The organism is Vibrio sp. 811, assembly GCF_033339195.1.
The window spans coordinates 61,021-86,822 of record NZ_JAWOUB010000002.1 but is presented as its reverse complement, the minus strand read 5'-3'; the positions used below and the strand labels follow the sequence as shown (position 1 = coordinate 86,822).

21 protein-coding genes are annotated in these 25,802 nt (G+C 45.0%); 10 read left to right on the top strand and 11 right to left on the bottom strand.

Annotation, left to right across the window (positions count from 1 at the left end; all coding sequences use genetic code 11):
• Positions 1-17: 17 nt before the first annotated feature.
• Positions 18-704 carry a DNA-3-methyladenine glycosylase I gene (locus R7Q46_RS04195; RefSeq protein WP_005377694.1) on the bottom strand — a complete coding sequence of 229 codons (687 nt, stop codon included), beginning with the start codon at positions 702-704 and terminating at the stop codon, positions 18-20.
• Between the two features lie 86 nt (positions 705-790).
• On the opposite strand from R7Q46_RS04195, the gene R7Q46_RS04190 reads away from it, so the two are divergent.
• Positions 791-985, top strand: a complete 195-nt coding sequence (locus R7Q46_RS04190; protein WP_005377692.1) for a hypothetical protein — start codon at positions 791-793, stop codon at positions 983-985.
• 85 nt (positions 986-1,070) lie between these two features.
• On the opposite strand, the gene R7Q46_RS04185 is transcribed toward R7Q46_RS04190, so the two are convergent.
• Genes R7Q46_RS04185 through R7Q46_RS04175 form a run of 3 tightly spaced genes read right to left on the bottom strand, consistent with a single transcriptional unit; the run spans position 1,071 to position 6,533 of the window.
• A complete protein-coding gene (locus tag R7Q46_RS04185) occupies positions 1,071-3,881 on the bottom strand; it encodes an Hsp70 family protein (protein WP_256895781.1) in 2,811 nt (936 codons plus the stop codon).
• 55 nt (positions 3,882-3,936) lie between these two features.
• On the bottom strand, positions 3,937-5,901 hold the full coding sequence (locus tag R7Q46_RS04180) for an Hsp70 family protein (RefSeq protein WP_258657657.1): 1,965 nt from the start codon (positions 5,899-5,901) through the stop codon (positions 3,937-3,939).
• Positions 5,901-6,533: a DUF2760 domain-containing protein gene (locus R7Q46_RS04175; RefSeq protein WP_005389474.1), complete on the bottom strand. Its 633-nt coding sequence runs from the start codon at positions 6,531-6,533 to the stop codon at positions 5,901-5,903. Before R7Q46_RS04175 ends, R7Q46_RS04180 begins: the two co-directional genes overlap by 1 nt.
• 291 nt (positions 6,534-6,824) lie before the next feature.
• On the opposite strand from R7Q46_RS04175, the gene R7Q46_RS04170 reads away from it, so the two are divergent.
• Both R7Q46_RS04170 and R7Q46_RS04165 read left to right on the top strand, forming a co-directional pair.
• Positions 6,825-8,366 carry a sensor domain-containing diguanylate cyclase gene (locus R7Q46_RS04170; RefSeq protein ID WP_005377686.1) on the top strand — a complete coding sequence of 514 codons (1,542 nt, stop codon included), beginning with the start codon at positions 6,825-6,827 and terminating at the stop codon, positions 8,364-8,366.
• 83 nt (positions 8,367-8,449) lie between these two features.
• Positions 8,450-8,980, top strand: a complete 531-nt coding sequence (locus R7Q46_RS04165; protein ID WP_005377684.1) for a 3'-5' exonuclease — start codon at positions 8,450-8,452, stop codon at positions 8,978-8,980.
• A 241-nt stretch (positions 8,981-9,221) separates the two neighbouring features.
• On the opposite strand, the gene R7Q46_RS04160 is transcribed toward R7Q46_RS04165, so the two are convergent.
• The 3 genes from R7Q46_RS04160 to R7Q46_RS04150 form a co-directional block, all read right to left on the bottom strand.
• Entirely contained in the window at positions 9,222-9,662 is a 441-nt protein-coding gene (locus R7Q46_RS04160) for a TerB family tellurite resistance protein (protein ID WP_017820644.1), read from the bottom strand.
• Between the two features lie 190 nt (positions 9,663-9,852).
• Positions 9,853-11,793: an alkaline phosphatase D family protein gene (locus R7Q46_RS04155; protein ID WP_262647598.1), complete on the bottom strand. Its 1,941-nt coding sequence runs from the start codon at positions 11,791-11,793 to the stop codon at positions 9,853-9,855.
• Between the two features lie 9 nt (positions 11,794-11,802).
• The gene (locus tag R7Q46_RS04150) at positions 11,803-12,147 is read right to left on the bottom strand and encodes a hypothetical protein (protein ID WP_017820645.1); all 345 of its coding nucleotides are present in this window, start codon (positions 12,145-12,147) and stop codon (positions 11,803-11,805) included.
• 235 nt (positions 12,148-12,382) lie between these two features.
• Here R7Q46_RS04150 and R7Q46_RS04145 point away from each other — a divergent pair, with 235 nt between their 5' ends.
• On the top strand, positions 12,383-13,687 hold the full coding sequence (locus R7Q46_RS04145) for a MipA/OmpV family protein (RefSeq protein ID WP_262647599.1): 1,305 nt from the start codon (positions 12,383-12,385) through the stop codon (positions 13,685-13,687).
• A gap of 65 nt (positions 13,688-13,752) precedes the next feature.
• Entirely contained in the window at positions 13,753-14,139 is a 387-nt protein-coding gene (locus R7Q46_RS04140) for a hypothetical protein (RefSeq protein ID WP_017820647.1), read from the top strand.
• 94 nt (positions 14,140-14,233) lie between these two features.
• On the opposite strand, the gene R7Q46_RS04135 is transcribed toward R7Q46_RS04140, so the two are convergent.
• Entirely contained in the window at positions 14,234-14,818 is a 585-nt protein-coding gene (locus R7Q46_RS04135; protein WP_005377667.1) for an FMN-dependent NADH-azoreductase, read from the bottom strand.
• A gap of 185 nt (positions 14,819-15,003) precedes the next feature.
• On the opposite strand from R7Q46_RS04135, the gene hrpA reads away from it, so the two are divergent.
• The 5 genes from hrpA to R7Q46_RS04110 all read left to right on the top strand — a co-directional run bounded on the left by hrpA (position 15,004) and on the right by R7Q46_RS04110 (position 22,827).
• A complete protein-coding gene (gene hrpA, locus R7Q46_RS04130; protein ID WP_318077321.1) occupies positions 15,004-18,990 on the top strand; it encodes an ATP-dependent RNA helicase HrpA in 3,987 nt (1,328 codons plus the stop codon).
• 183 nt (positions 18,991-19,173) lie between these two features.
• Complete coding sequence (locus tag R7Q46_RS04125) at positions 19,174-19,653, top strand: outer membrane beta-barrel protein (protein WP_213872006.1); 480 nt, start codon at positions 19,174-19,176, stop codon at positions 19,651-19,653.
• A 199-nt stretch (positions 19,654-19,852) separates the two neighbouring features.
• Positions 19,853-20,368, top strand: coding sequence for an outer membrane beta-barrel protein (locus R7Q46_RS04120; protein WP_005377661.1), 516 nt, complete (start codon positions 19,853-19,855; stop codon positions 20,366-20,368).
• Positions 20,369-20,730: 362 nt separating this feature from the next.
• Positions 20,731-22,311: a BCCT family transporter gene (locus R7Q46_RS04115; RefSeq protein ID WP_005377659.1), complete on the top strand. Its 1,581-nt coding sequence runs from the start codon at positions 20,731-20,733 to the stop codon at positions 22,309-22,311.
• Positions 22,312-22,437: 126 nt separating this feature from the next.
• On the top strand, positions 22,438-22,827 hold the full coding sequence (locus R7Q46_RS04110) for an AAA family ATPase (RefSeq protein WP_017820650.1): 390 nt from the start codon (positions 22,438-22,440) through the stop codon (positions 22,825-22,827).
• Positions 22,828-22,846: 19 nt separating this feature from the next.
• Here R7Q46_RS04110 and R7Q46_RS04105 read toward each other — a convergent pair whose 3' ends face one another.
• The 3 genes from R7Q46_RS04105 to R7Q46_RS04095 are packed head-to-tail and all read right to left on the bottom strand — an operon-like array spanning position 22,847 to position 25,797.
• Complete coding sequence (locus tag R7Q46_RS04105; RefSeq protein WP_005377654.1) at positions 22,847-23,485, bottom strand: sugar transferase; 639 nt, start codon at positions 23,483-23,485, stop codon at positions 22,847-22,849.
• 10 nt (positions 23,486-23,495) lie between these two features.
• Positions 23,496-24,686: a glycosyltransferase family 2 protein gene (locus tag R7Q46_RS04100; RefSeq protein WP_042522924.1), complete on the bottom strand. Its 1,191-nt coding sequence runs from the start codon at positions 24,684-24,686 to the stop codon at positions 23,496-23,498.
• Positions 24,679-25,797 carry a glycosyltransferase gene (locus R7Q46_RS04095; RefSeq protein WP_195723096.1) on the bottom strand — a complete coding sequence of 373 codons (1,119 nt, stop codon included), beginning with the start codon at positions 25,795-25,797 and terminating at the stop codon, positions 24,679-24,681. The genes R7Q46_RS04100 and R7Q46_RS04095 overlap by 8 nt, the downstream gene beginning before the upstream one ends.
• Positions 25,798-25,802 lie beyond the last annotated feature (5 nt).

The following is a 25,802-nucleotide window of genomic DNA, read 5'->3' as shown; positions in this document are numbered from 1 at the left end:
TTTGGGTTCAGTCTGGATTAAATGCGATTATCGCCGGTACTGAACGCAATGATTTGGCTGATCTCAGACAGGCTTCTACCACTTTCTTGCTGCCATTGAACAAACGCTTTGTTGGTTGCATCGAGCGATTTTTTCGTATCTTTGCCACCTTCAATGATCTTGCAATTACGTAGGTAAGCTTCAACGTCGCTAGACAAGATGAAGGTATCAACGCCCATTTGACGCAGTGTGTAAGGGCCAGTATTTCCGCCTAGGCGATTGCCGCGTTTCTTCAAATACGCCCATAGGTCGGTGATTTTCTCTTGCGGCCAATCGGCAACCATTTTGCCAAACGAGCCGTATTCGATTTTTGCTTCGTGGATCATACGAGCATTAGCAGGAATCGACATGACTTTAGTGAGGTGGCGAATGATGCGTTTGTCGGTTGCTTTGGTTTCCCATTGCTCGTCTGACAGCATCAGCAACGGCTCAATTTTAAATCCGAAGAACACTTCTTCGAAGTTCGGCCATTTGTTGCGAACCACGCTCCATGAAATCCCACTTTGGAATACCTTCATCGAAAAAGCGGCCAGCCAACGGTCATCGGGAATCGCAGCCAGTTCCTCTTTGCTTAGTGGATGAGACAAAAGCGCTTCAAGTTGATCTTCACCACCTTTACGCTCGGCAGCGCGCTGATAAATCGCGTCAAATTTTTCGATACTCATAAAAGAAGTTAGTCCTAGTTTATGTCGATATTTGCGAAACATACTACGCTTAAGTGGCTGAATCGTAAATTGATGGAGTGTCACAAATGAAGAAGGTCACATTAACGTTTGTCGGGGAAGGTTCGGATCGTATTGCGGAAAAATTCTATGCGTGGATGACGGACGGTGGGTTAGAAGACAGCATGATTGAGAATTTATCTGACCGTGAAATCTCAGTTGTTGGCATCAGTGATATGGATAATGAAACGCGTGACGTGGTGATCAATACGGAAATGAACTAACGAGTCGTCTTTGGTCAGCAAGTAGAATCAGATAAAACAAAGCCCTTCACGAGAAGGGCTTAGTTGCGTTTATAAGCGTGAGAGCCTAGTTATTTACCAGCGTCAGACCGCTTGGGAGTGCATCACCGAAGATACGCTTCGATTCGCTCTCAGATAACTCTTTGACTTCTTCAACCAGTGATATCCAAGATTCAGGCACCTTGCTTTGCTTCAACTTAGCCAGCACTTGCTCACGGTAGTCGTCAGAGATATCGAATAGGCGGTCGCCCGTCTTACGACAAATCATTACGGCTGCGAACGCGATCATTGGCTCTTTCTGCCAGTTTTGTTCCAGTAATTTAGGTAGCCACTGTTCCGCTTGTTCACGAGGAATGACGTTGTGCTGGCTGCCATAAAGTGGCGTTCGCGATGCCAAGCGTCCCAATGCCCACCAGTGCGCTTGTTCAAACTGGTTTTGGTTGATGGCTTTGCTCAAGAACCACGTTGCCAATAGAACTTTGTCTTCGACTTCTAGGTGTTCAAGCGACGCCGCCAATCGAACCATGGATTCATAACCCATGTCTTGTGCCGCTTTAGCTGACTGTGGGTTTTTCATCGCGCCAGGGTGTAGGTATTTCGCGATGTCTGCCAAAATGGTTTCTTGTTGTTCTTGGCTTAGACCGCCCGCGATACGTCGCCAGAATACCCACCAGTCTGTCCAGCCTTGATGGTTTTTGAACTGAATATTTTGTTGATACAGTCCCCAAACTTGCTCAATACGCCAAGAGTCTGTTGGATCGCCAAAGCCCGGACGCAGTGCAAAGCCAGCCAAACGAAGCCAGTTTTTCTCGTGCTGTTCAGAACGACGGCGACGCTTACGACCTTGTGCAAAAGTATCGAAAAGTTGACGGAGTGTGGTGAAGTCCCATTCGTCACGTTTGCCGAGCTTCTTCTCAAGGTCTTTGGCTAAGGTTTTGATCTCTTTGCCTTCTGCGCTTTTCTTGTTACCGCTGTAAAGACGAGCGATCAGCTCCTTACATTCGTTCAGTTTAGGGTGAAGCTTAACTTGCTCGCTGTCGTCGGTTTGCTTGTTACGAACTTCGAACTCAAGCTCCCAACGTTTGCTGTCATCTTCTGCGCTGACACATTCCATCTTAAGTGTGCCGACTTCGGTCAACTGACACGCCAGTTGTACTTCTACACGCTCTTTCTGGTTGGCTTGCAGTTCAGCGCCTTCACCTTCAAGGGTGGTGATATAAGGCGGAAGAGGGGCAAATAAGTCAGGATCAACGTCCACCATCACACCGTTTTGAATAGCGGTGTTATTGGTTAAGGTGTCGTGGGTAGACGTCAGCAGGTTAAAGCGAACGGGTTCACCTAGGGTAAGCGAGAAACGACGACCACTTAAGCGGATCTCATGACCTTCTTCTGTACCTTTTGCAAGCAAACAGAGCGCTTTGCCCATCTTGTTCTTTTCTTGAAGATGCAAGAAGTAAGAACGCGCTGCACCACCACCAATTTTAAGCTGTGCACCACGACGTGCTTTACCAAAGGCAACGGCACCCAGCGCAACAGACCAATCTGGATGAGGGTTATCTAATACCGTAACTGGTGCGCCGCGCCAATCGGAAAGTAGGGTAGTGACGCGCTCAGTCACAAGCTCACTGTTGAACACACCACCGTTAAGTAGCAAGCCTACCGGAATTGCATTTTGTTTGTCGTCTTCAATGCCGAGAGCGGCGCGAGCAACTTGCTGATGCTGAGTTAAGAACTCGGCAACGTGTTTGCTCACTGCTGGGTCAGCAACGTATGGAAGACCAAACTCGACAACGGCGCTGCGGCGCTTGTCTGGTACTTCACTGAAATCAGAAAGCGGGAAGAAGCCATCTAAAGCGATTTGGTGCACTTCTTGTTTGCTCAGCCCAATACTCTTTGTTCCGCCAAGAAGTTTTGAGCCGCTGCCCAGCATGGTGATTTTTACTTCTTCAGGTGCACTCGCTGAAAGCAGGTTCTCTTTCGCCTTGCGAGTTTGCTGAATCAACTTAGTCAGGCTTGCTGCAGTGAGCTTCTTACTTTGGTTGAAGCGGCTCTCCGCAAGGTGCGCTAATGCTAAGTCGAGGTTATCACCACCAAGCATCAAGTGCTCGCCAACACCAATACGATCAAGGGCTAGTTCATCTTGAGAAGAGAAACTTGCTTCAATCAAGCTCAAGTCGGTAGTACCACCGCCCACATCACACACCAGAATCAGCGGCAACTCTTTGAGTTCATCAGCTGCGGTTTGCTGGTGGCGTGCGTACCAGTCGTAACATACGGCTTGTGGCTCTTCGAGCAGGACGATTTTCTTTAAACCAGCCAGCTGTGCAGCTTCAAGCGTGAGTTTACGAGCGGTTTCATCGAACGACGCTGGAACGGTCACAACCACATCTTGGTCTTCTATCTTATTGCTAGGGTGACGGTAGTTCCATGCTTGACGAATGTGGTTGAGGTAGCTTGCGCTGGCAATAACGGGTGAGACTTTATCTACGTCTTGCGCGCCCGCCCAAGGAAGAATGTCTGAACTACGATCCACTGCTTGGTGCGATAGCCAGCTTTTAGCACTGGATACTTGACGTCCTTCCACCTTAGCGCCTAATTCACGAGCCCATTCACCCACGATCACATTACTAATGTCGCCAGATACAGGTTCGTTTTCCCAAGGAAGTGTTAGGTCAGAAGGGGAGATTTGACCAACCGCTGGGTGATAGCGGAAAGAGGGCAGCAATGGTTTACGAACCACTTCACCCGGCCCAATCAATTGGTCGATGTCGAATAGGGATACTTCGGATTGTTCAAGGTTGTCGGTAATTTCACAATACGCCACCACAGTGTTTGTGGTGCCAAGGTCAATACCAACAAGAAAACGAGGAGATGCCATACAAACCTTCGTGTATTTAAAAACGGCACCCGATTGGATGCCGTTTGATTTCTATTTATTCTTCTTCGTTTGAGTTGCTTTTCGCGTCTTCGCGCACATCGAACTCAACATGCCATTTTTGACCGTTATCAGCGGCAATGGCTTCTAAGTAAAGCGTACCAAGCTCTGTGACGCGAGAGGCTAGGGTTACAGGAACCACTTCACCTTCACGGCGACCTTCAGATACAGGCAGAGTTACTTGGATTTCTGGAAGCTCTTCAAGCTCTTCTGGTGCCCAGTAGTCTAGGTGAGTACCTGCTAGGTCATCACGACGAACCGTTGAGCCGAAGAATTGGAAGTTAACTGGCTGACCGATGATCAAACCAAACTCTTGGCTTGGTACGTCAACGCTTGAGCCTTCTTCCATACCAAATGGTGCAACACAAAGTGCTTCCATTGGAGGCGCCATGCCCGGAATCGCTGGCATCGCACTTTCGATACCCACGTAGTACGCCGAAGCAATACCACCACGGATACGAACGCCTTGACCACGACGTACAGAGCCGTAGTAAGCCGCACCGCTAGCAACCGCAAGGTCTAGATCCACACCTGTTAGGCGTTTCGCCATTTCTGCATCTGCTTCAATTAGCCATTCGTTGATCGTGTCTTCTAGACGAGTTGCTAGAAGTTTCGATTTCAGAACGCCACCGTTGAATAGGATTGCGGTTGGCTTGATGAACTCAGCTGATTGGGCTGCATCCGCACCTGGCATACCAGGCATGTTAGCGAATGGATTGAAATCTTGAGCTGCTGCTTCTGCGCCATTTCCTGAAGCAGAAAGGGCATTAGCTTGCTTAGACAAGAACGCTGCAATGTGACGAGTAATGCCTGCATCTTGTGCGTAAGGCAGACCCATTTGCGTTAGTGCACCACGGTTACGTTGAACAGGGTGGTCAGTAATTGCAACTTGAGGGAAGAAGCCATCAACCAGTGTTTGTTGTACTTCTTCTTGAGTCAGTTCTGTTTTCAGCGTTGCGCCAAGCAGTTTAGAACCACGGCTTGGTACTACGATTGGCACTGACTGAAGTTCTCTGTCGTTCAATAACGCTTCTTTCGCGTCACGACATGCGTGTGTCATTGCCTGAACTTGCCATGGCTGTAGCTCTTTGCCTTCTTGCGCTAGCTTCATTTTCAAGCGGTACGCAAGTGCAAGATCCATGTTGTCACCGCCAAGTAGGATGTGTTCACCTACCGCGATGCGGTTCAGAGTTAGGTTGCCGTCGTCTTCAGTTACTTCAACCAAAGAAAGGTCGGTTGTACCACCACCGATATCGACCACAAGCACGATGTCGCCAACTTCAACTTCGTCGCGCCATTTGTCGTTGCTGTTATCGATCCAGTTGTAAAGCGCAGCTTGTGGCTCTTCTAGAAGCGTTAGGTGCACAAAGCCAACGTTACGTGCTGCTTCTGCAGTTAGATCGCGAGCAGCAGGATCAAAAGAAGCAGGAACCGTAATAGTCACGTCTTGATCGGCAAGGTTGTGATTTGGGTTCGCGTGATTCCAAGCGTCTTTTAGATGCTCTAGGTAAAGCTCTGTCGCACGAAGAGGGGAGACTTTTTCCACTTCTTCTGGGCTACCTGCTGGCAGGAAAGCATCACGACGGTTTACACCAGCGTGGCAAAGCCAAGATTTCGCACTTGCAACAAGACGAATTGGCGTTTTCGAACCTAGGTTACGTGCAATCGCACCAACCAGAGCTTTTGGCTCGCTCGACCACGGAAGAACGCGTGATTGCGGGTTCATTTCGTGTTCGTGTGGTTGGTATAGGAAAGAGCCTAATTGGCTACGAGTCTCTACCGTACCCGGCGCAGTCAACTGCGGGATTGGCATCACTTCAACGCGAGCGTCTTCGTTGTGTGTATCAACAAAAGACATAACACAGTGTGTTGTACCTAAGTCGATACCAACACTGAATTTAGGCGTCTGTTGAGTTTCAACAGACGCTTCTTGAGAATGGTTTTCTTGGTTCATGTGTTCCATTACAGCTCAACCTCAGCTGGAGCGATCACAGATGCATCGTAGTTCTCAGCAAGTTTAGGCAACGTCATTGATGTTGCTTTCCAACCTTTGTGAACTAGCGTGCCGTTGAATGGCGCGCTGCCTGTTACGTTGCCAGTTAGGCGGATTTCTTGTGGGTTGAAGCCTTCTTCAACCGTAATGCGAGTTTCTTCGTCTTCGTTACGAACGTGCGCTAGCGTCACGTAGTCGTTCAGTACTTTCTGACCGCCAGTGTGGATTACGCGAGCAGCTGCGCCTACTTCTTCATCAGAGAATGACGTTAGGTCTTCTTTTAGGAAGTCAATCAGGCGAGCTTCTTGTTGCATGATAGAAAGCAGCTGCATTGCAGAGTCCGTTGACGCGGTTGCAAGTTTTGATTCAACTTCCACCACTTTTTCAACGACTTTCTCTACTTCCACTACTTTTTCTACTTCAACGATCTTCTCAACTGGTTTCTCAACCTCGACGATTTTCTCGACTGGTTTTTCTACCACTTTCTCGACCACTTTTGATTTGCGCGACACTGCAACTAGAAGAAGCAAAACGCTCGATGCGGTTAGGCCAGCGTGAAGCATATCGAACGTTTGAGGAATTAGGTTCAAATCAATGTTCATGACGTTTTTTCTCTTTCTATTGATTTATTGGTGCTCAGTATTGGCTCATATTTGTTCACTAAAACGATCGTCTTTGCGATCTTGCACCAAGTTTAGACATTAAAATGATGACGGATGGTAGCATATTCAAGGCTTAAGGCTGTAATAATTCGTGACTATACCGTACGAACAGCGTGAAAAATCGACGATCAGACTCCCCAATATAGGTTGTTGCTTGATGTTTGTGCATTGCTAACGCAGTATTTCAATAGATCCCGAAGTTTAACTTACGGAAGTATCAAAAATTACGATATGACACAAAGCACCGCTCATAAGAGCTTTATAAAACGACATTCAGACTCTATTTTAGCTTTTTTGGCGACTTTATGTGTCACTGCTGGTGTAGTTGGTGCTGCTTATACAATGCAGCAACGGTATACACAGACTACGTTTGATACTTTAGCCGACCGACAAGCAGAATCACTTAAAGCAAACGTCGAGAATGATCTAAAGTTCATTGGTGCGGGCGCAAACTTTTTCCATTCGATTGAGCGAAGCTATTGGCCATCGTTTCCCATGTATGCGGAACAAGTGATTAATAGCTCACGAAGTCTTATTGGACTTCAATGGATGCAAAAGGTCGAATTCGAAGATCTTGATGAACATATTTTAAAGACCCGTCAAAAATTTCCAAACTTCCAACCGTTTACCGTTCCTAAAGATGGTCCCAAAACCTACGGGTACATTTTTGAACACAATGAGCCAATTTTCATCGCGTCGGATATCTACCCAAGAACACCGGAAAACCTTTCTCTATTGGGTTTCTATTTTTCGCGCAAACGCTTCGATTTAATCTTGGATGATATTTCCGAAAATGGGCGAGCGAATGTCTCGGATAAAGTTCGCTTGCTGCAAGATGGTTATGACAAGTCCATACCTAAGACTGGGTTGCTGGTGTTCCATCCAGTGTTCGACTTCGAGAACAAATATTTATTAGGAGTAGTGACCGGTGTTATCCGAAGTACGGTTTACTTTGAGGATTTGATTACGAAAACCGCGACGGAGCTCGATATGTCGGTGCGCGTAGAAGATTTGGGATTCGACGCAGCAGATGACCCTGTTCTCTTTCAAAGTGCGAGCTGGGACAACATTCGAGGAACGGTTATAAGCCGGACCATTCAACTGCCTAACCGTGAATGGCGTATTGACTTTAAGCTTTCTGACGCAGTCTCAGCTTGGGAACGTTCTATTTTAGCGGGCACGACACTAGCCGGATTGGTAATCGCCTTTTTGATCAGTTGGATTGTGAATTTACAGTCTCGAGAAAAAGAGCGCTTAGCGGTCATGTTGGAGCTCAAAACCGTTGAATTAAAAAGAATGGCAGAGCGAGACCCTCTAACTCAACTACTGAATCGCCGAGCATTCAACGATCATTTGCTTAATCAGATAAACAAAGGTGTTAACTTCGCCTTGGTTGGTTTTGATATCGACCACTTCAAAGTGATTAATGACAAACACGGCCATTTAGGTGGAGATGAAGCGTTACAACATGTCACTAAGCTGGTAAGTGCTAATTTAAAACCGGGAGATAAGTTTTACCGAGCTGGTGGTGACGAGTTTTGTATTATTTCTAAAGTCATTGATAGAGCAGTGCTAGAAGCTTACCTAGAAAAATTACGGAGTGTTGTGGCAAGTACGGCTTTTGATTATGGTGATGCGTCAATCATCTGTACGTTGAGTATCGGTGCGGTTATCCATAAAGAAGAAGATCCTGAGAGCTTGTATCACAAAATGGATAGTCAACTCTATTTGAGTAAAAAAAACGGCCGTAATAATGTGTCGATCGGCGATTAAATGGGCGCACAAATTCGAGTTTTACGCCGTGTTACGATAGAATCGCACGCTTTAAATTTTTATGTTAGGAACCAAGGCAAACTATGAACCATAACCGTATTGTATGCTTCGATTTAGAAATGTGTTGCTGGAACGAAAATGGCGTCGGCAGCACGGGTGAAATTATCGAAGTGGGGTTAGCTGAAATAGATTTGTCTAAAGGTGAGATAGTCAAGCGTGCTCAATACTACGTGAAACCAGAACACGATGAAGTCTCTCTATTTTGCGCTGAGTTAACGGGCATCACACCACGTAAGATTGAAAAACAAGGACGCCCACTAGAAGAAGTGCTTAAATCCATGGTTAAGAATTTCGGTGGTCGCAACAAAATCTTTGCATCTTGGGGGCGAGATGACCTCATTCTTCTAGAAGAGTGTAAGCAAAAAGGTATTGAAGCACCGTTCACAGAGTTCATCAACTTAGCGACACTCTACCGTATTCAAAATCGTCTTAAAGATAAACGTATAGGCCATCGAGCCGCTCAAGAAGCAAAAGGAATAGACTGGGAAGGGCGTCAACACTCTGGCTATGTAGATGCATATAACTTAGCTAAGCTTGCTTTGACCATGTTTTAGTTATTCGAACCTAGCTAGCTTGTAATTAAATAATCATCCAACCATTGTTGTTTTGTCATGCAGTCTGTTTAGTGTGGAAAGAGCTAAACACATACCTTGACCAGTATTTTAATAACAATGTCGTTGGCTTATTGAAAAACGCGCAGAGTGCGCGTTTTTTTATGGCTACAGAAGCGATATCTGTTGTCATTCTAGGGGTAGCTTAGAGTTAGCCAGCGACTTATATACTCATCTCGTCACTTTACTGAGACTGTAACTTCGCTCGAATGAACTCGCTGTGATCAACATAGAGTAGCTCTGCTGTTTTACGGATCACCGCGTCTTCTAGCGGGTCAATTTCGCCGTCTGCGTAAGCGACTTCCCACATGCTTTTGATTAAGTTGTAACGAGTTTCTTGAGTCAGTTCTCTTAGTTGAGAGGTAAAGTCGTACAGCGAAGCGGAATCTTTTATTTTCTGTTGCGCTTGCTCTAACAAAGTATTTGATTCCTCTTCATTTAACGAAAGCAGTTTCATCAATAAAGAGCGCTTTGTTTCTTGTTCTCTATCATCGACACTATGGTCTGCGCCAGAAACTTCACAAAGCAAACACGCGATAGCCATGTTAGGGGAAAGTGTGTTGGTTTGGCTTAAATCAGAGCCATCAATGAGTTGTTTAAATAATGATGTGAGAGAATTAAACATAATGAACACCGAGCTATTGTTTATTTGGTTAACATGGTAATAAATACGGAAGATCTCAAGGTGCGATACCAAATTTAGCACGCCGTTGACATTTAAGAACGGCCACTTTCTCCCCAAAAAAACCTAAACTCCTGAGTTAGTTCAAGGTGACTTGCCTCTTACAAAGGGCAAGTCATTTTGGGATTGATACTCAGCTTTCAGCACGTGTCGGTGGAAAATGAACTTCGTCACCATCACTCGTCAGAATACTAATTTGACTTGGTTTGCCTTCATCATCAAGGCGTAGCTCACCAATGGCACTATGGTTAACCAAGCGATAAAAGTTGTGCGTACTTGGTGCGCGTTTGTAAATCTTGAGTCGTTTACGTTTTGTGAACCAGTTTAAAGGTGAGCGAGGGCTGTATAGCAGTCTATCTAGGCCATCACACATATTGAGCAGTTGTGTAGGGAACTGATTTTTAATTCCACTACAGGTGATTTGATAGATATTCGGACTGTTTTTTCGATAGCGGAGCTTAATATCGTATGCAAAAGAGTAGTGCACGTCGCCAGAGAGAATAACAAAGTTAGTTGGTGTCTTTGTGTGTGTGAAAATACTAATAAGAGTATTCGCACTTCCGGGGTGAGCCATCCAGTTTTCAGCATCAACCATCAATGGTTTACCAAGCATGGTCACCACACGTTGTAGTGCTTCGATAAATTTCACACCAAACATTGGCGCGGCAGAAACAATAACAACCTTGTCTTGATGCACGAGCTCCTGATGGAACTCAATCATCGCCTCCCAGTCCATTAAGCCAGAAGGTTTGTTCATTTTAGACTCAGAACGCCAGCGTCTGGTTCGTGTATCTAGCACGACAACTTTTGGTGTCGTAGGAATAGTGTAGTGCCAATTCTCAAAGCGATACAAATATTGAATAAATGCATCTTGGGTTTGCGAGGTTCGCTCATCGATAAAGCGTTGAGCGAGGCTCATAAATTCATCATTGAATTTTTCTGGCGCATTTCCCCAACCTTGGCAAAGCCAGTAAGCAATCAAGCTATTACCGATAATGCGTTTTGCAAACGTGTTGCTGTATGCGGCTTGTTCCCAGCCTATGGTGAGATTCCAATCGTCGGTGACATCGTGATCATCAAAAATCATATAGGTTGGAATGTGAGCGAGTAAGCGTTGAACCTTGTCCAGACCTACGACGAATTTATCAATTTGTTTTTTTTCTTCGCGCCATTGCTGCTGCCATTTGGGTTCAAGAACTTCTCCGCCGACAGTAAATTCGTTTTCTAATAAACGATCCGTTCGAACAAGCTTCCACAAGGTCGGAGACCAAACCAATAAGTACATTGCAAAGCACTCAGCAAAGCTTATTAGGTGATTCTCACACTCTTTGGCGCTGAATATTGGTGTCCCTCGGTGTGGAAAAAACTTACTTAGTAAACTGTCATCACTCACATAATGGGGCAACAATTTATCTCGACCATAATAGCAAGCAGGGTGTTGGTAGAGGTCATTGGTATTTTTTATCGGAGCTTGATCGAATTCTTCGCCTGGCAAACCCAATAAAGCTATGACTTGCTCAATGGCATCGAGAGTGGGGCCTGCAACATGGTCTGCATAGATTTGATCACCACTCATGATGAGCATATCTGGTCTCTCTTCAATGGATTGAGACGCGATTTTATGATCCGCAGCGACCAATGTATCATCACTGAAGTGATGGGGATTACGGCAAGAGCCATGTAAGAGATAATCCGCTTTTTCACTAACGAGGAACTCAATACCCAAGTTTGGCGTATTATCTCGCTCATAAGTCAGGTGAGGGAGCAGTTCCGTCACTAAGCCATATTGCGTTTTTATTTGATAGCGTAACGCTTGATGGGTTGGAAACTCGCCTTCTAATTTAAGTAAGCAACACCACGCATTGAGGCCGATTTGAAGCTGTTCTTTTTGTTCACTTAAAGGGGCTTGATAAAGGATGGAGGCATTTTCATCCGTAATTTGCACCATACCCTCCAAGCGTTGGGTGGTGACTAGCCAAATATTGATTTCAGTTGCGGTCACTTTACGTAGGATCGGACCTGCAACGACAAGAGGAAGTGAAGAAATTTCAGTCGTGTTCATCAATGCTGGCAAAACGGCTCCTTATGTGTCAGCTTCTTCTTCTAATATTTCGATAACTTGCGAGCTACTAAGTTCATGTCCCATAAGGAACAAACCAAGCATCGCATCGGCTTTTGACGCGTTATCACTGTCTTCATCCAAAATTTGCTGAAGCCGAGTTCTAATTAGGTCGATTTCGTGTTCGACGAAGCCACGCCCTTCTTCGTCACCTTGACCATCTTCTGGTGCATTATCAAAGTGCAAAAACAACATGTCACCATCGAGTTGAGTCCCTATCAACCTCTCTGGCAGCCATGCTTCTCCCATCACAATGTCTGTGTCTGCGGGTAAATGATTCAAGGTAGAGATGAGTTCTGATGCTTTCACTTTTTACTTCATTATGTTTGATTTAGAACTAAGCTAGAGTTTAAGCGCTTGTTGTAATGGTAAAATATTCGCAAACAAGCTCACCTAGTCGTGCAATATTAATATGATCTTGGGACTCAAACTGTCACGAGGATGACAACATTTGCCATTGTAACGGCTATCATCAGCAGAACATAAGCTTTTAATGGCAAATCATTGATGTTTGCCTGCTTCTCAACCAACATTTTTCGAACTCATGAAGAGATTAATTCTAACAACACTCGCTTTACCTTTAGCTGCGGCAGTTTCTTCTGCGCATGGTGCAGACGAACAAACGTGGGGGATTGCTGCGATGTATCGCACAGCATCGATTCCGTTTTATACCGCCGATAATGACTCTACGGTGAGTACATTTGTACCAATGATGTTCTTTGAAAACGAACATGTGTATATCAATGGCATTGAAGGTGGCGCTTTTTTGTATAACGAGAGTGATTCCGACTGGTGCGCGAGCGCACTCATGCGATTGAGATTTGTCGATATTCCCATGTCGCTACAAAATGCTAATGAAGGAGACAGAGTCGATTTCGGTGGGCAAGTGCGTTATAGCATTAACGACAATTGGCGCGCAGAAGTAGAGTTGATGACGGACGACGAACTCCAGTTTCACTCTAATTACCGCCTTGCTGCCAATTATGTATTTGGTGATTGGGAATTAGAGCCATCGATTACGATTCGATACAAAGACGCTGATTTCAATAGTGAATATTATTCCTTTAAGGATATTACTGGCGAGAGAATTGGAGCTGGACTTGACACCAATCTTGGTATTAAAGCGCGTTACCATGTAACTTCAAATTTGTATTTATTGGGTGAGACGAGTGTTACTCGCTTAGATGATAACGCCTACAACAGTCAGCTTGTAGAAGATCGGTATCAGGGAGAAGTGTTTGTCGGTTTTGGCTTTTTCAACGATAAAAGCAAAGCTCCGAAACCAACACTGAGCAATAAAGCATACCTACGTATTGCGCATGGTTGGGCGACGCCTTCGAACATCGGTGAAATATTTAGCTTTGAGAGAGAAAAAGACCCATACGACAATCAACTTACTTCATTGTTTTATGGGCATCCATTAACGGATGAGCTGTTTGGTTTTCCTCTTGATATTTATTTAACTCCAGGGTTGGTTCATCACTGGTCGTCCAGTGTTCAGTCTGCGAGCACAGAATACGTCATGGCGATTAAGGCTTATTATACGGTTAATTGGCCTACGACTTGGCGATTTGGTGTAGCGGAAGGTGTGTCATACATTGATAGCATTACCTATATTGAAGGCACAGAAATGGAAGACAAGGGTTATACACCAAGCAAGTTGCTCAACTACCTAGATTTCTCGTTTGATGTCAATGTAGGCGATCTCTTCAACCAAAAGAGCTGGAACAATATGTGGGTGGGCTATTCATTGCATCACCGCTCGGCGATTTTTGAAAGCGCTTCCCAGTTTGGGCGAATTAAAGGTGGGAGCAACTACAATACTATTTATTTCCAGTTCGAGTTTTAGTGCATCGCGAGATGCATATAGGTCGGATTTGCAACTGACTTATTTATCGCCCATTATGAGTAAAGATGAATAATACTATGCTGCTTTCAACGAGAAATTTCGTATATCGTGCCAGAGTTAAGGCTGTTTGTGATGCATCTGATGAATCGGATGGCATGAGCACCATGAGTATCGACTCCTCATTCAATATTCAAATTGAAGCGATAAATTGTACTAACTATGAATTTGCTAAACGCTTTTTTGCCATTCACGGAGAAGGGCATTTGGAGGGAGATGAATGGTTGGTGTTGTACGTCAACTCTCTTGACGTTAAGGCGGGAGACAATATAGAAATCCGTAGCGATGTCGCGTTTAATGCGATGATCGAGAATATGATAAGCGAAGCTGAGCGGTCTTTAGAAAAAGTCTACCTTGATGCAATACGCAACTTGGAGAAAGTGAATCGTCTTTGACGATGTAAGAGACCCTATAAATACGTTCAAGGCATCAGGATCCAAAAAGGGATTGGCGCGAACCAATCCCTTTTGTATTCTGGTTTATTCTAACTTACGCCATTGTTGCAAGTTGGCTTTGCGCTTCTGAAATGCCTTTTGCAGCCGCATCTTCACCCATGTTTAGCGCTTCTGCGTAAACAAATTCTACATCAGTGATTCCTACAAAACCCAGTACAGTGCGTAGGTATGGCGTAACGTTGTCAGTTGGTGAATCTTTATGAATACCACCACGAGTCGTTACTACAATCGCCTTTTTACCTTCAATCAAACCTTGAACGCCGTTTTCTGTGTATTTGAATGTCACGCCTGCACGAGCAATCAAATCAATCCAGTTTTTAAGCTGAGTCGGGATGGTGAAGTTGTACATTGGAGCGGCAATAACCAAAGTGTCTGCGGCCTTTACTTCTTCAATAAGGGTGTCAGACAAGTCGACTACCGCTTGCTGTTCTTGTGAAAGATCTTCCGTAGCGCGCAGTGCAGTCGCAACGGCGAAGTCCAAAACAGGTAGCGGGTTTGCAGCCAAATCACGAACAGTAAGCTTGTCTTGGTCTACATTTTTGATGAAGTCTTCAACCAATTTGTTTGATTGAGAGTAATCGCCAAGGATGCTTGATTTTAGAGCTAGTACACGAGACATAATGGTTATTCCTTAAATAAGTGCTTTCGACTATGGGAGCCATTATAAGCGACGTAAGTGAGTTCAAAAGCCTAGCGATTCGCTAAACATGTTCGAAAAAATTGAATGAGCTTTCGGTTATCTTGTTACAGATCTTGTGTGATACAATCCGCGCAGTTTTTGTAATGAAAAGAATAGGAAACGCTTTGACTTCGTCACAGCCCCCAAAAAAGAATCTAGCTGAAGAGCAAGCGACACCGTCAAATGGTGCGCAAAAAGCGACAGCGAAACAAGCTCAAACACCTCAGGCTCAAGTGAATAGTGCTGCATCTCTGCGTAAAGCGCTGAATCAGTGCATGATGCGCGACCGTTTCCGCTTGAGTAAACGTATTTCTGGTGCAAGCAAAATTAAGAAGGACGCAGCGCGTAATGCTGTGTTCGACGAAATCGCATTAGACATCGCAAAATCCATGATGGTTGCAGAGCAGCGCAGCAACTACAAACCAACGATTGAGTACCCAGAAATCCTGCCTGTAAGCCAAAAACGTGACGATATTGCGAAAGCGATCGAAGAAAACCAAGTGGTTATCGTCGCGGGTGAAACCGGTTCTGGTAAAACCACTCAGCTACCAAAAATCTGTGCTGAGCTTGGTCGCGGTAAATTTGGTCTGATTGGTCATACTCAGCCTCGTCGTCTTGCAGCGCGTTCGGTTGCTAACCGTATTGCCGAAGAGATGGAAACCAAGCTTGGTGAGTTTGTTGGTTACAAGGTTCGATTCAACGATCAGATCTCTGAAAATACCCAAATCAAATTGATGACGGACGGTATCTTGTTGGCTGAAATTCAGCATGACCGTTTCTTGAATCAATACGACACCATCATTATCGATGAAGCGCACGAGCGCAGCCTTAACATCGATTTCATCTTGGGTTACTTGAAAGAGTTGCTACCACGTCGTCCTGATTTGAAAGTGATCATCACGTCGGCAACCATCGACCCAGAGCGTTTTTCAAAACACTTCAACAATGCACCAATTATTGAAGTGTCAGGTCGTACTTACCCAGTAGAAACGCGTTACCGCCCACTAAGTGGTGATGACGACAACGATCGTGACCAGCTTGAAGGTATTTTCGAAGCGGTAGACGAACTGTGTGATGAGGGTTTAGGTGACATCCTGATCTTCATGAACGGTGAGCGTGAAATCCGTGATACCGCTGATGCACTGTCTAAACGTAACCTGAAGAGCACGGAAATCGTGCCGCTTTACGCGCGTTTGTCAGCGGGTGAGCAGAACAAGATTTTCCAACCTCATGCTGGTCGTCGAATTGTACTGGCAACCAACGTTGCCGAAACCTCGTTAACGGTTCCGGGCATCAAGTACGTGATCGATCCGGGTACAGCGCGTATTAGCCGTTACAGTTACCGTACTAAAGTACAGCGTCTACCAATTGAGCCAATTTCTCAGGCGAGCGCGAACCAACGTAAAGGTCGTTGTGGTCGTGTGGAAGAGGGTATCTGTATCCGTCTGTACTCAGAGGAAGATTTTGAGTCACGTCCGGAGTTTACCGATCCTGAGATCCTGCGTACTAACCTAGCATCGGTTATCTTGCAGATGACGGCACTTGGCTTGGGCGACATTCAAGCGTTTCCATTTGTGGAAGCGCCGGATAAACGCAACATCCAAGACGGTGTTCGCTTGTTGGAAGAGCTTGGTGCGATTAACGCCGAAGCGAAGGACGCGAAAAAACGCTTAACCAGCATTGGTCGCCAACTGGCTCGCTTGCCTATTGACCCGCGTCTCGCGCGCATGGTTTTGGAAGCACCAAAATATGGTGCACTAAAAGAAGTGATGATCATTGCAGCGGCATTGTCGATTCAAGATCCGCGTGAGCGTCCTTCAGACAAACAACAATCGTCAGATGATAAACATCGTCGTTTCTTCCATGAAGAGTCGGATTTCCTGACATTTGTGAACTTGTGGGATTACATCCAGAAGCAGCAGAAAGCGTTGACGGGCAACCAATTCCGCAAACAATGTAAGCAAGATTACTTGAACTACTTGCGCGTACGTGAGTGGCAAGATGTGTACTTCCAGATTCACCAGTCGATGCGTGAAATGGAATTCAAACTTAACGATGAGCCTGCGTCTTACCATGGCGTACACAGTGCGATTCTGGTTGGTTTGTTGTCGCACATTGGTATGAAAGACCAAGAGAAGAATGAATACCAAGGCGCGCGTAACGCTCGTTTTCATATCTTCCCGGCATCGGGGTTGTTCAAGAAGCAACCTAAGTGGATCATGTCGGCTGAGCTGGTGGAAACCTCGAAACTTTGGGGTCGTATCATCGCCAAGATTCAACCGGAGTGGATTGAGCCATTAGCCAAGCACCTTATCAAGCGCAGTTACAGCGAACCGCATTGGTCGAAGAAACGCGCGGCGGTGATGGCGCACGAAAAAGTCATGCTTTACGGCGTGCCAATCGTACCGAAACGTTTGGTGAACTACGGCAGTATCGATCCTTCCGTTAGCCGCGAAATCTTCATTCGTAGTGCATTGGTTGAAGGTGAGTGGGAAACCAAACATGCGTTCTTCAAGCAAAACCGTAAGCTTTTGCAAGAAGTGGAAGAGCTTGAACACAAATCTCGTCGTCGTGACATCTTGGTGGATGATGATGAGTTGTTTGATTTCTATGACCAACGCGTTGGTACCGAAGTGGTGTCTGGTAAGCATTTCGATACATGGTGGAAAAAGGCATCGAAAGAAAATCCGGAACTGCTGAATTTTGAAAAAGAGATGCTATTCAAGGGCGATGCTAGTCATGTCACCGATTTGGATTACCCGAACTTCTGGCATCAGAATGGTTTGAAGCTCAAGTTGAGTTACCAGTTTGAACCGGGTGATGATAGTGACGGTGTAACCGTACACTTGCCGTTGCCGATTTTAAACCAAGTCGAACCAGCAGGTTTTGACTGGCAGATCCCGGGTTTACGCCATGAGCTCGTGGTGAGCTTGATTAAGTCTCTGCCGAAGACAATTCGTAAGAACTTTGTGCCTGCACCGAACTATGCGGATGCGTTTTTAGCACGCGTAACACCAATGGAAGCGCCGCTGCTGGACTCACTAGAAAAAGAACTGCGCCGTATGACGGGCGTAGAAGTGCTGCGTGAAGATTGGAACTTAGAACAAGTGCCTGAACACTTGAAAGTCACGTTCCGCGCGGTTGATCATCGAAATCGCAAGCTGAAGGAAAATAAAGATCTTCATGAACTGAAAGAAAGCTTGAAAGACAAAGTTCAAGAAACGCTTTCCAAAGTCGCGGATGACGATATCGAACAACAAGGCCTGCATACGTGGAGTTTTGGCGAACTGCCGAAAGTGTATCAACAAAAACGTGGCGGCTACGATGTAAAAGCGTATCCGGCGCTTGTTGATACTAAAGACAGCGTTGAAATCAAACTCTACGAAACTGAATTTGAGCAGATCACCGCAATGCGCGCAGGTCAGCGCCGCTTAATTTTGTTGAACGTACCGTCGCCAATTAAATATTTGCATGCAAACTTGCCGAACAAATCGAAGCTGGGTCTGTACTTTAACCCTTACGGCAAAGTGCTTGATCTGATTGATGACTGTATTGCCTGTGGTGTCGATAAGCTTATTGAAGAGCAGGGCGGTTTGGTTTGGGAGCCTGAGAAGTTTGAAGCGTTGAAAGAACACGTTCGCGCTGAACTGGGTGATACCGTGGTGGAAATTGCCAAACAGGTAGAAACCATTCTGACGACGGCTTTCAACATCAACAAAAAGCTGAAAGGCAAGATTGATTTCACCATGGCGTTTGCTCTGTCCGATATCAAAGCACAAATTGAAGGCTTGATCTTCAAAGGCTTTGCAACGGAATGTGGCTGGAAACGCTTGCCGGATATTCTTCGCTACATGCGTGCGATAGAGCGCCGTATGGAGAAGTTGCCTATCGATCCAAACAAAGATCGTTTACATATGCTGAAGATTGAATCTGTGACTCAAGACTATAAAGAGTTGCTGAACAAGATCCCGAAAGGTGTGGCCATTCCTGAAAATGTAAAAGAAGTGCGTTGGATGATTGAAGAACTTCGCGTGAGTTACTTTGCTCAACAATTAGGCACTCCTTATCCTGTTTCTGATAAACGAGTCAAAAACGCGATTGATGCTTGCTAATCAACCAGTAAAATAGTGTCAGATTTGTAATTATCGCTTAAGAAGTTGCTGGTACACTAATTGCTAGTAACTCAATAAGCATTATTTTTTAGTTCTGGGAGGCAATGGTTCGCCTCCCTTGTATTTGCAGTACCAACGTCTGATTTGCAAGACGTGGGGAATAATAAAGAGTAAAGGTAGATGATGAAAAAAACTCTATTAGCAGTGGCGCTACTTGGCGCATCTTCTGCGGCAATGGCAGATTCTTGGATTTACGGCGGTGCAACTGTTGGTCAATCTGACTACAAAGGCGAGACAGATACGTCTTACTCTGTGCACGTAGGTACAGGTATTCTACCTATCATCGGTATTGAAGCGGGTGTAACTCAACACGGTGAGTTCAACGTAAACGGCCAAGATACTAAGCTGACTTCTTACTACGCTGCACTTAAGCCAAGCATCGATTTTGGCCCACTGCACGTTTACGCGAAAGGTGGTATCCACCAGTGGGATAAGAAAGTAAAAGGCGGCAAAGACGATGATGATTTCGATCTAATGTACGGTGTAGGCGCTGAGTACTTCATTTTTGGTCCAATGTCTGTTGGTGCTAGCTACATGAACTACACTGCTGGTAAAGACGATATCAGCACGTTCTCTGTTAACGCAACACTACATTTCCTATAAGCGTCAAGCTTTCTAACACCATATGAAACACACCGGCTTTATGTCGGTGTTTTTTTGTCTGGAAGTCACAAAACAAAAGTTGAACATAAATTATTCACTTTTAGAGTCTTAAAATGCCTATGCTTTCCAATATATAGTGGCGATTAAATGCGCATATTTGCGTAATGTTTCGCTTAGGAATCGATCAGGAAGGGATAGTATGAAAAAAACACTCTCGTTATTCGCTCTAACGTTGTGCTCAACGTCAGCAATGGCTGACTCTTGGATTTACGCTGGTGGTCAAATTGGTCAGTCCGATATCGACAGCGAAAATGATACAACTTATGGTATTCATGTCGGTACTGGTATTTTGCCATTCATTGGCATTGAAGCAGGCTACTTTAACCACGGCAAAGTGGATTTATCTTTGAGTGGCAGCAGGGGTAGTGCTGATTTTGATTCATTCTATTTAGCGGCGAAACCTAGTATCGACTTCGGCCCGTTACACGTTTACGCAAAAGGCGGCATCAATGCATTCAACGTTGATTATGACGGCGGACTGAGAAACTTAGACAAAGATGATGGCGTCTCTTATATGTATGGTGTTGGTGCCGAATACTTCTTGCTTGACAATGTGTCTGTGGGCGCGAGTTATCAAGCGTTTGGCGTGGATATTGAAGGCGATAGCGATACCGTTAGCAGCGTAACAGGGAACATCACCTTCCATTTCTTATAACGCTCGCTGGATGAAAGGTTTGCTGATTTGGTTTCGTCGTTAATTGTGAAACCAAATCAGCGCAGGTCTTCTCTATTTGCGCAGTGACTGGCTATGAACTTAAGTATTTCTTGTGTCTTTTCTAGTCTACAACCTACGACAAAATCAATCGTTAGACCTCATAATTTTTGTGTTGATATTATTTCCCCTTCATCTGTCTTGAATTGAGCTTAAAATGCAATAAATCACGACTTTTTGCAAAAATATGTGATTGCTGCTAAAATTCGTCCCGCTTTAAAACTTTAGAGTTCAAATTAATGGAGGGCGGTATTGGAGTTCTTCTCACCTGAGGGGCGTTTCAAATTCACGTTAAATTTGTATTTATGGATAATGCATTTAAAAAATATAGTATTGATACAACCGATTATCAGGTTGGACAGGATAACGTTCAAAAGTGGGGATTCGATATACATAACCCGGTTTTTGGCATTAGTGCGGGGCTCGTTGTTTTCTGTCTGATTTCACTTCTTCTTGTTGAGCCAACCACTGCTCGTGACGTATTAAACGGTCTAAAAAACGGAATTATCGAACAGTTTGATGCGTTCTTTATGTGGTCGACAAACTTCTTCTTATTGTTCGCCGTTGCTCTTCTTTTTTCTCCGCTAGGTAAAATCCGCTTAGGAGGCAAAGAAGCAACGCCGGATCACTCAACCGTTTCTTGGTTGTCGATGCTTTTCGCCGCGGGTATGGGTATTGGTCTTCTGTTCTGGAGTGTGGCTGAGCCGACCGCGTATTTCACTGATTGGTGGGGAATGCCACTTAACGCAGTACCATACACCGAAGAAGCAAAATCCCTCGCGATGGGTGCCACTATGTTCCACTGGGGTGTACATGGTTGGAGTATTTACGCACTCGTTGCACTAGCATTAGCGTTTTTTGCCTTTAACAAAGGTTTACCACTTTCATTGCGCGCGGCGTTCTATCCAATTTTTGGTGACCGTGCATGGGGCTGGTTAGGTCACGTTATTGATATCCTTGCCGTTTTGTCGACGCTATTTGGTCTTGCAACGTCGCTAGGTCTGGGTGCTCAGCAGGCGACCAGTGGTATTAATCATGTCTTTGGTCTAGAAGGCGGCATTGGTACACAAATGATTGTGATCACCTTCGTTACCTTTATCGCGGTGCTATCAGTGATTCGTGGTATTGATGGTGGTGTTAAGCTACTGAGTAACGTCAATATGGTGGTTGCGTTTGCGCTGCTTATTTTCATTACCTTCATCACGTTTGATACGGCGTGGAGCTCGCTACGCGACACAACAATGGCTTACATTGAAAATATTATTCCATTGAGTAACCCTCACGGTCGTGAAGATGAAACTTGGATGCACGGCTGGACGGTATTCTACTGGGCTTGGTGGGTATCTTGGTCACCGTTTGTTGGTATGTTTATCGCGCGTGTGTCTAAAGGTCGTACGGTTCGAGAATTCTTATTCGCAGTCATCGTTATTCCTACAGTTGTTACTTTGATTTGGATGTCTGTGTTTGGTGGTATCGCGCTTGACCAAGTGGTGAATAAAGTTGGTGAGCTAGGTGCAAATGGCCTAACTGATATTTCATTGACTCTGTTCCATGTTTACGATGCGCTTCCGTATAGCTCAGTGATTTCAATGCTTTCTATCGTGCTGATTCTGGTATTCTTTATTACATCGTCAGACTCTGGCTCGCTGGTTATCGATAGTATTACCGCCGGTGGTAAGATTGATGCACCAGTACCGCAACGCATTTTCTGGGCGTGTATTGAAGGCGCAATTGCAGCCGTAATGCTTTGGGTTGGTGGTAAAGAAGCCTTGCAAGCATTGCAATCAGGCGTTGTTGCAACAGGGTTACCGTTTACTTTTGTTCTGCTGTTGATGTGCGTAAGTTTGGTGAAAGGGTTAAGAACAGAACTGCCAGCTTACAAATAAATACAACACGATCCATGATTGAGTTTAAATGCCGAGCCTAATGTGCTCGGCATTTTTTATTTCTACTTTTCTTTTCCAATAATTTCGTTACAGTTTAGGCTTATTCCCACCTCATTAAACTGCATTATGTCACTGGCTAAACTCATTCTTATTCGTGGACTTCCGGGTTCAGGTAAAACAACCTTAGCAAAACAATTGGCAATAGATCTTGGTGCTAAGCATTTTGAAGCTGACATGTATTTTGAAAATGATGAAGGTGATTATCACTTTGAACCAGTTCAATTACCTCAAGCGCATGAGTGGTGTTTTCAGCAAACTAGAAAGTGGTTGAACAAAGGGAGAGTCGTGATTGTGAGCAATACGTTTGTTCGACATTGGGAGATGAAGCGTTACATGGACTACTGCATGAAGAAGCGCATCGAGGTGGAAATTAAAGTGTGTCACGGAGCGTATCAAAGCATTCATGACGTGCCACCAGCGACGATAGAAAAGATGCGCCGCCAGTGGCAAGAGTGACCGTTACCAGAACCGGAAGTTATTGACCTCGTCCGTCAATCATCACAACGAATGTTTTGCTCATGATTGAAAGGTCCATTGAAATCCAAGAGTAAAACGAACCTAAGCTTAGTGCGTAACTGTGGTCAAACCCAACTTTGCGTCTTACATCTTCAATGCATGCATCATAGCCTTGGTTAACCTGAGCTAAGCCTGTGATACCCGGTAACACGCCATATGTGCGCTCTACAAAATAGGGGATTTCATCTTCTAATTTCTGGTAGAAAGCTGGGCGTTCTGGGCGCGGCCCAATCATCGACATTTCACCTCTCAACACATTAAACAGTTGAGGTAGTTCATCTAAACGCGTTTTGCGTAAAAAGCGTCCTACTGGCGTGATGCGGGGATCATTTTCAGTTGCCCATACTGCGCCAGAGCGTTGCTCTGCATCAATATACATGGTGCGAAACTTCATGATTTGAAAAAGATCCATTTTTTCTGGTGTGCAGCGTCCTACTCGCAATTGGCGATAAATCACAGGGCCTTTCGATGTGGTTTTGATCGCTAGCGCGATAAATGGGAATAGTGGTGCAGTGACGACCAAAATAAGCATTGCAACCAGTACATCAAACGTTCTTTTCGCGTGGCATACATTTGAATCGTAGCGTGAGTTTTTCATGATGCTTTCCTTATTGGTTGACGCGTTTCCAACGTCCATTTTCCATTCCGAGTAAATACTTCATACCGCCGATAAAGTTGGCGAGATGACCAATGACGATGTAGCTAATCAGCTTAAAAGGTTTAATTGTGTTAAGTGCTGGCATCAAGTAAGTGATAAGCGCGATGCTATAAATACCAACTTGTGCGGACAGCATTACTTGAAACAGCGGATTGTGTGCCAGTAGTAGTGAGCAAATAAAGCAAACAATCATCAAATAGGGTGTTGCTAAGCGCAGAACCTTTCCCGATAGAAATGCAAAGGCAGTGCCACGATAACGAGGTAGCAGTAATTTCTTTAATTGCATGAGCTGCTGCATGTTACCCGCTGAAATTCTTAGGCGCCGCTTGAAATCTGCGTTGTCTGAGCTCTGTTCTAGTTCAAGAGCCAGCATGTTTGGCTCGTAAATAGCGCTATAGCCTCGCAAAACGATTCTCATAGGGAGAATAAAGTCGTCATTAATGGTGCTAACTTCCAGTGGTTCAAATAAGTGAGTTCTGAAAGTGTAAAACGCACCGTGGGAACCAATCGTTGAACCTAACAAAGATTCTTGGTGCTTTACTCGAGACTGGTATTGCCAATACGCCGCTTCACCTTGGTTATCAGTGCTCATTATTTGATATGTTGCGTTAACCACTCCAACGTTCTCATTTTGATAATGCTGACTAGCTAGCAATAGAGAATCGCAAGAAATCAATGCCGACGTGTCACTCAGTGCGGTAATGTCCGAGCTAACATGACGCATTTCTTCGTTGAGTAGGGCAACTTTACCGCGATTGACTTGGTGATCATTAATAATGAACAGAGTATCAGAGCAGATTGCTTCTTGAATTGTCGCTTGAGCAATCTCGGCTGTGTTATCTGTGCAGCCATCACATGCGATCACTACTCTTAATTTATCCCTCGGGTAGTCTAGGCTCGCAAGGTTACGGATCTTCTCTGCTATCCATTGTTCTTCATTGTAGGCGGGCACGATGACAGTAATAGAGGGTAGCTGGCTGTCTGTTTTGGAGGCTTTGTAAGCTCGCTCTACAAATGGTGCTTTGGTTTCGTCTTGCTGTTTTAAAGGAAGCCACTTAAGGAGCAGTGGGTACCCAACGTGATGATAGACAATCAAAAACGCGGATAAACCAAACCCTATAATCCAAAGTAAATCATTCATAGCTAGCCTCCTTGGCCAAACGTGAGTAGCGACTCACCATGTCTCTGATATCAAAGTGTTTGAGAATAAAAGTTCGAGGAGAATGGTGTGATGATTCCAGTTGCTGTGATAACGCTTCGGCCAACGAAAACACGCGATTTGCTTCAACCAGTGTGCTGTTGTTCGGACAGAGCGTCTCTTTCACGCCGCCAACATCCGTCGCGACGCAAGGAATGTCACATGCTTGAGCCTCGAGGGTTGAGAGAGGAAATCCCTCTTGAAGTGATGGTAAGCAAAACAAGTCTAGGCTTTGGTAAAAGCTGGGCATATCGTCGACCAAGCCTAAAAAGGTTACTCGATCTTCAAGTTTTAACGTTCTAACTTGTGCTTCCAATTGAGCTCGCTGAGAACCATCTCCAGCAATGGCTAGGTGTGTGTTTGGCGTAAGATGAGAGAATGCTTCGATAAGCACTTTATGGCCTTTAACTGCTTCTAGACGCCCGGCAACGCCAATCACGATTTTGTCGGTTGGAAGTTCAAACAAGTGTCTTGTTGCCGTTTGGTCACCGCTTTTAAACTTCTGACAGTCAATCCCGTTATGGATAGTACAAATTTTGCGATACTTTAACTTAGTCTGTATTTGATGGGCGACAAAGTTAGCATCGGCAACTACTTGCGGGCGAATCATCGTTAGCAAAAGGGACTGTAGTCGAGCTGATTTTTTGTTATTAAGGTGCCATGCGTCGTGCTCGGTATGAATCACTACAGGTACGTGCGCTAAACGTGCAGCAATACCACCATACAGAAGTGGGCCGATATGATGGGTGTGGACCACGTCAGGCTTAAGTCCTTTGAGCATGGAAGTCAGCGTACTGATGGTTTTTCCGCTGAATCCAGGTTTCTTATTAAGAAAGTGCAGTTGGCCTTGGTAGGGCAATAGTTTTTGCCAGCCTTGTAGTGCATGTTCTTTGCTTCCTTCTAAGCTCACGACAAAAACGGAATGGTTTGGCTGCGCAAAACGAAGCATTTCTAGTACGAGCGTTTCTAAACCACCAGGAGCTAAGTGTTGCACGACGTGTAATATCACTTTTTTGCTGTGCTTAGTGTTATTGTGTTTTTGTCTGAATTCCATTTTCA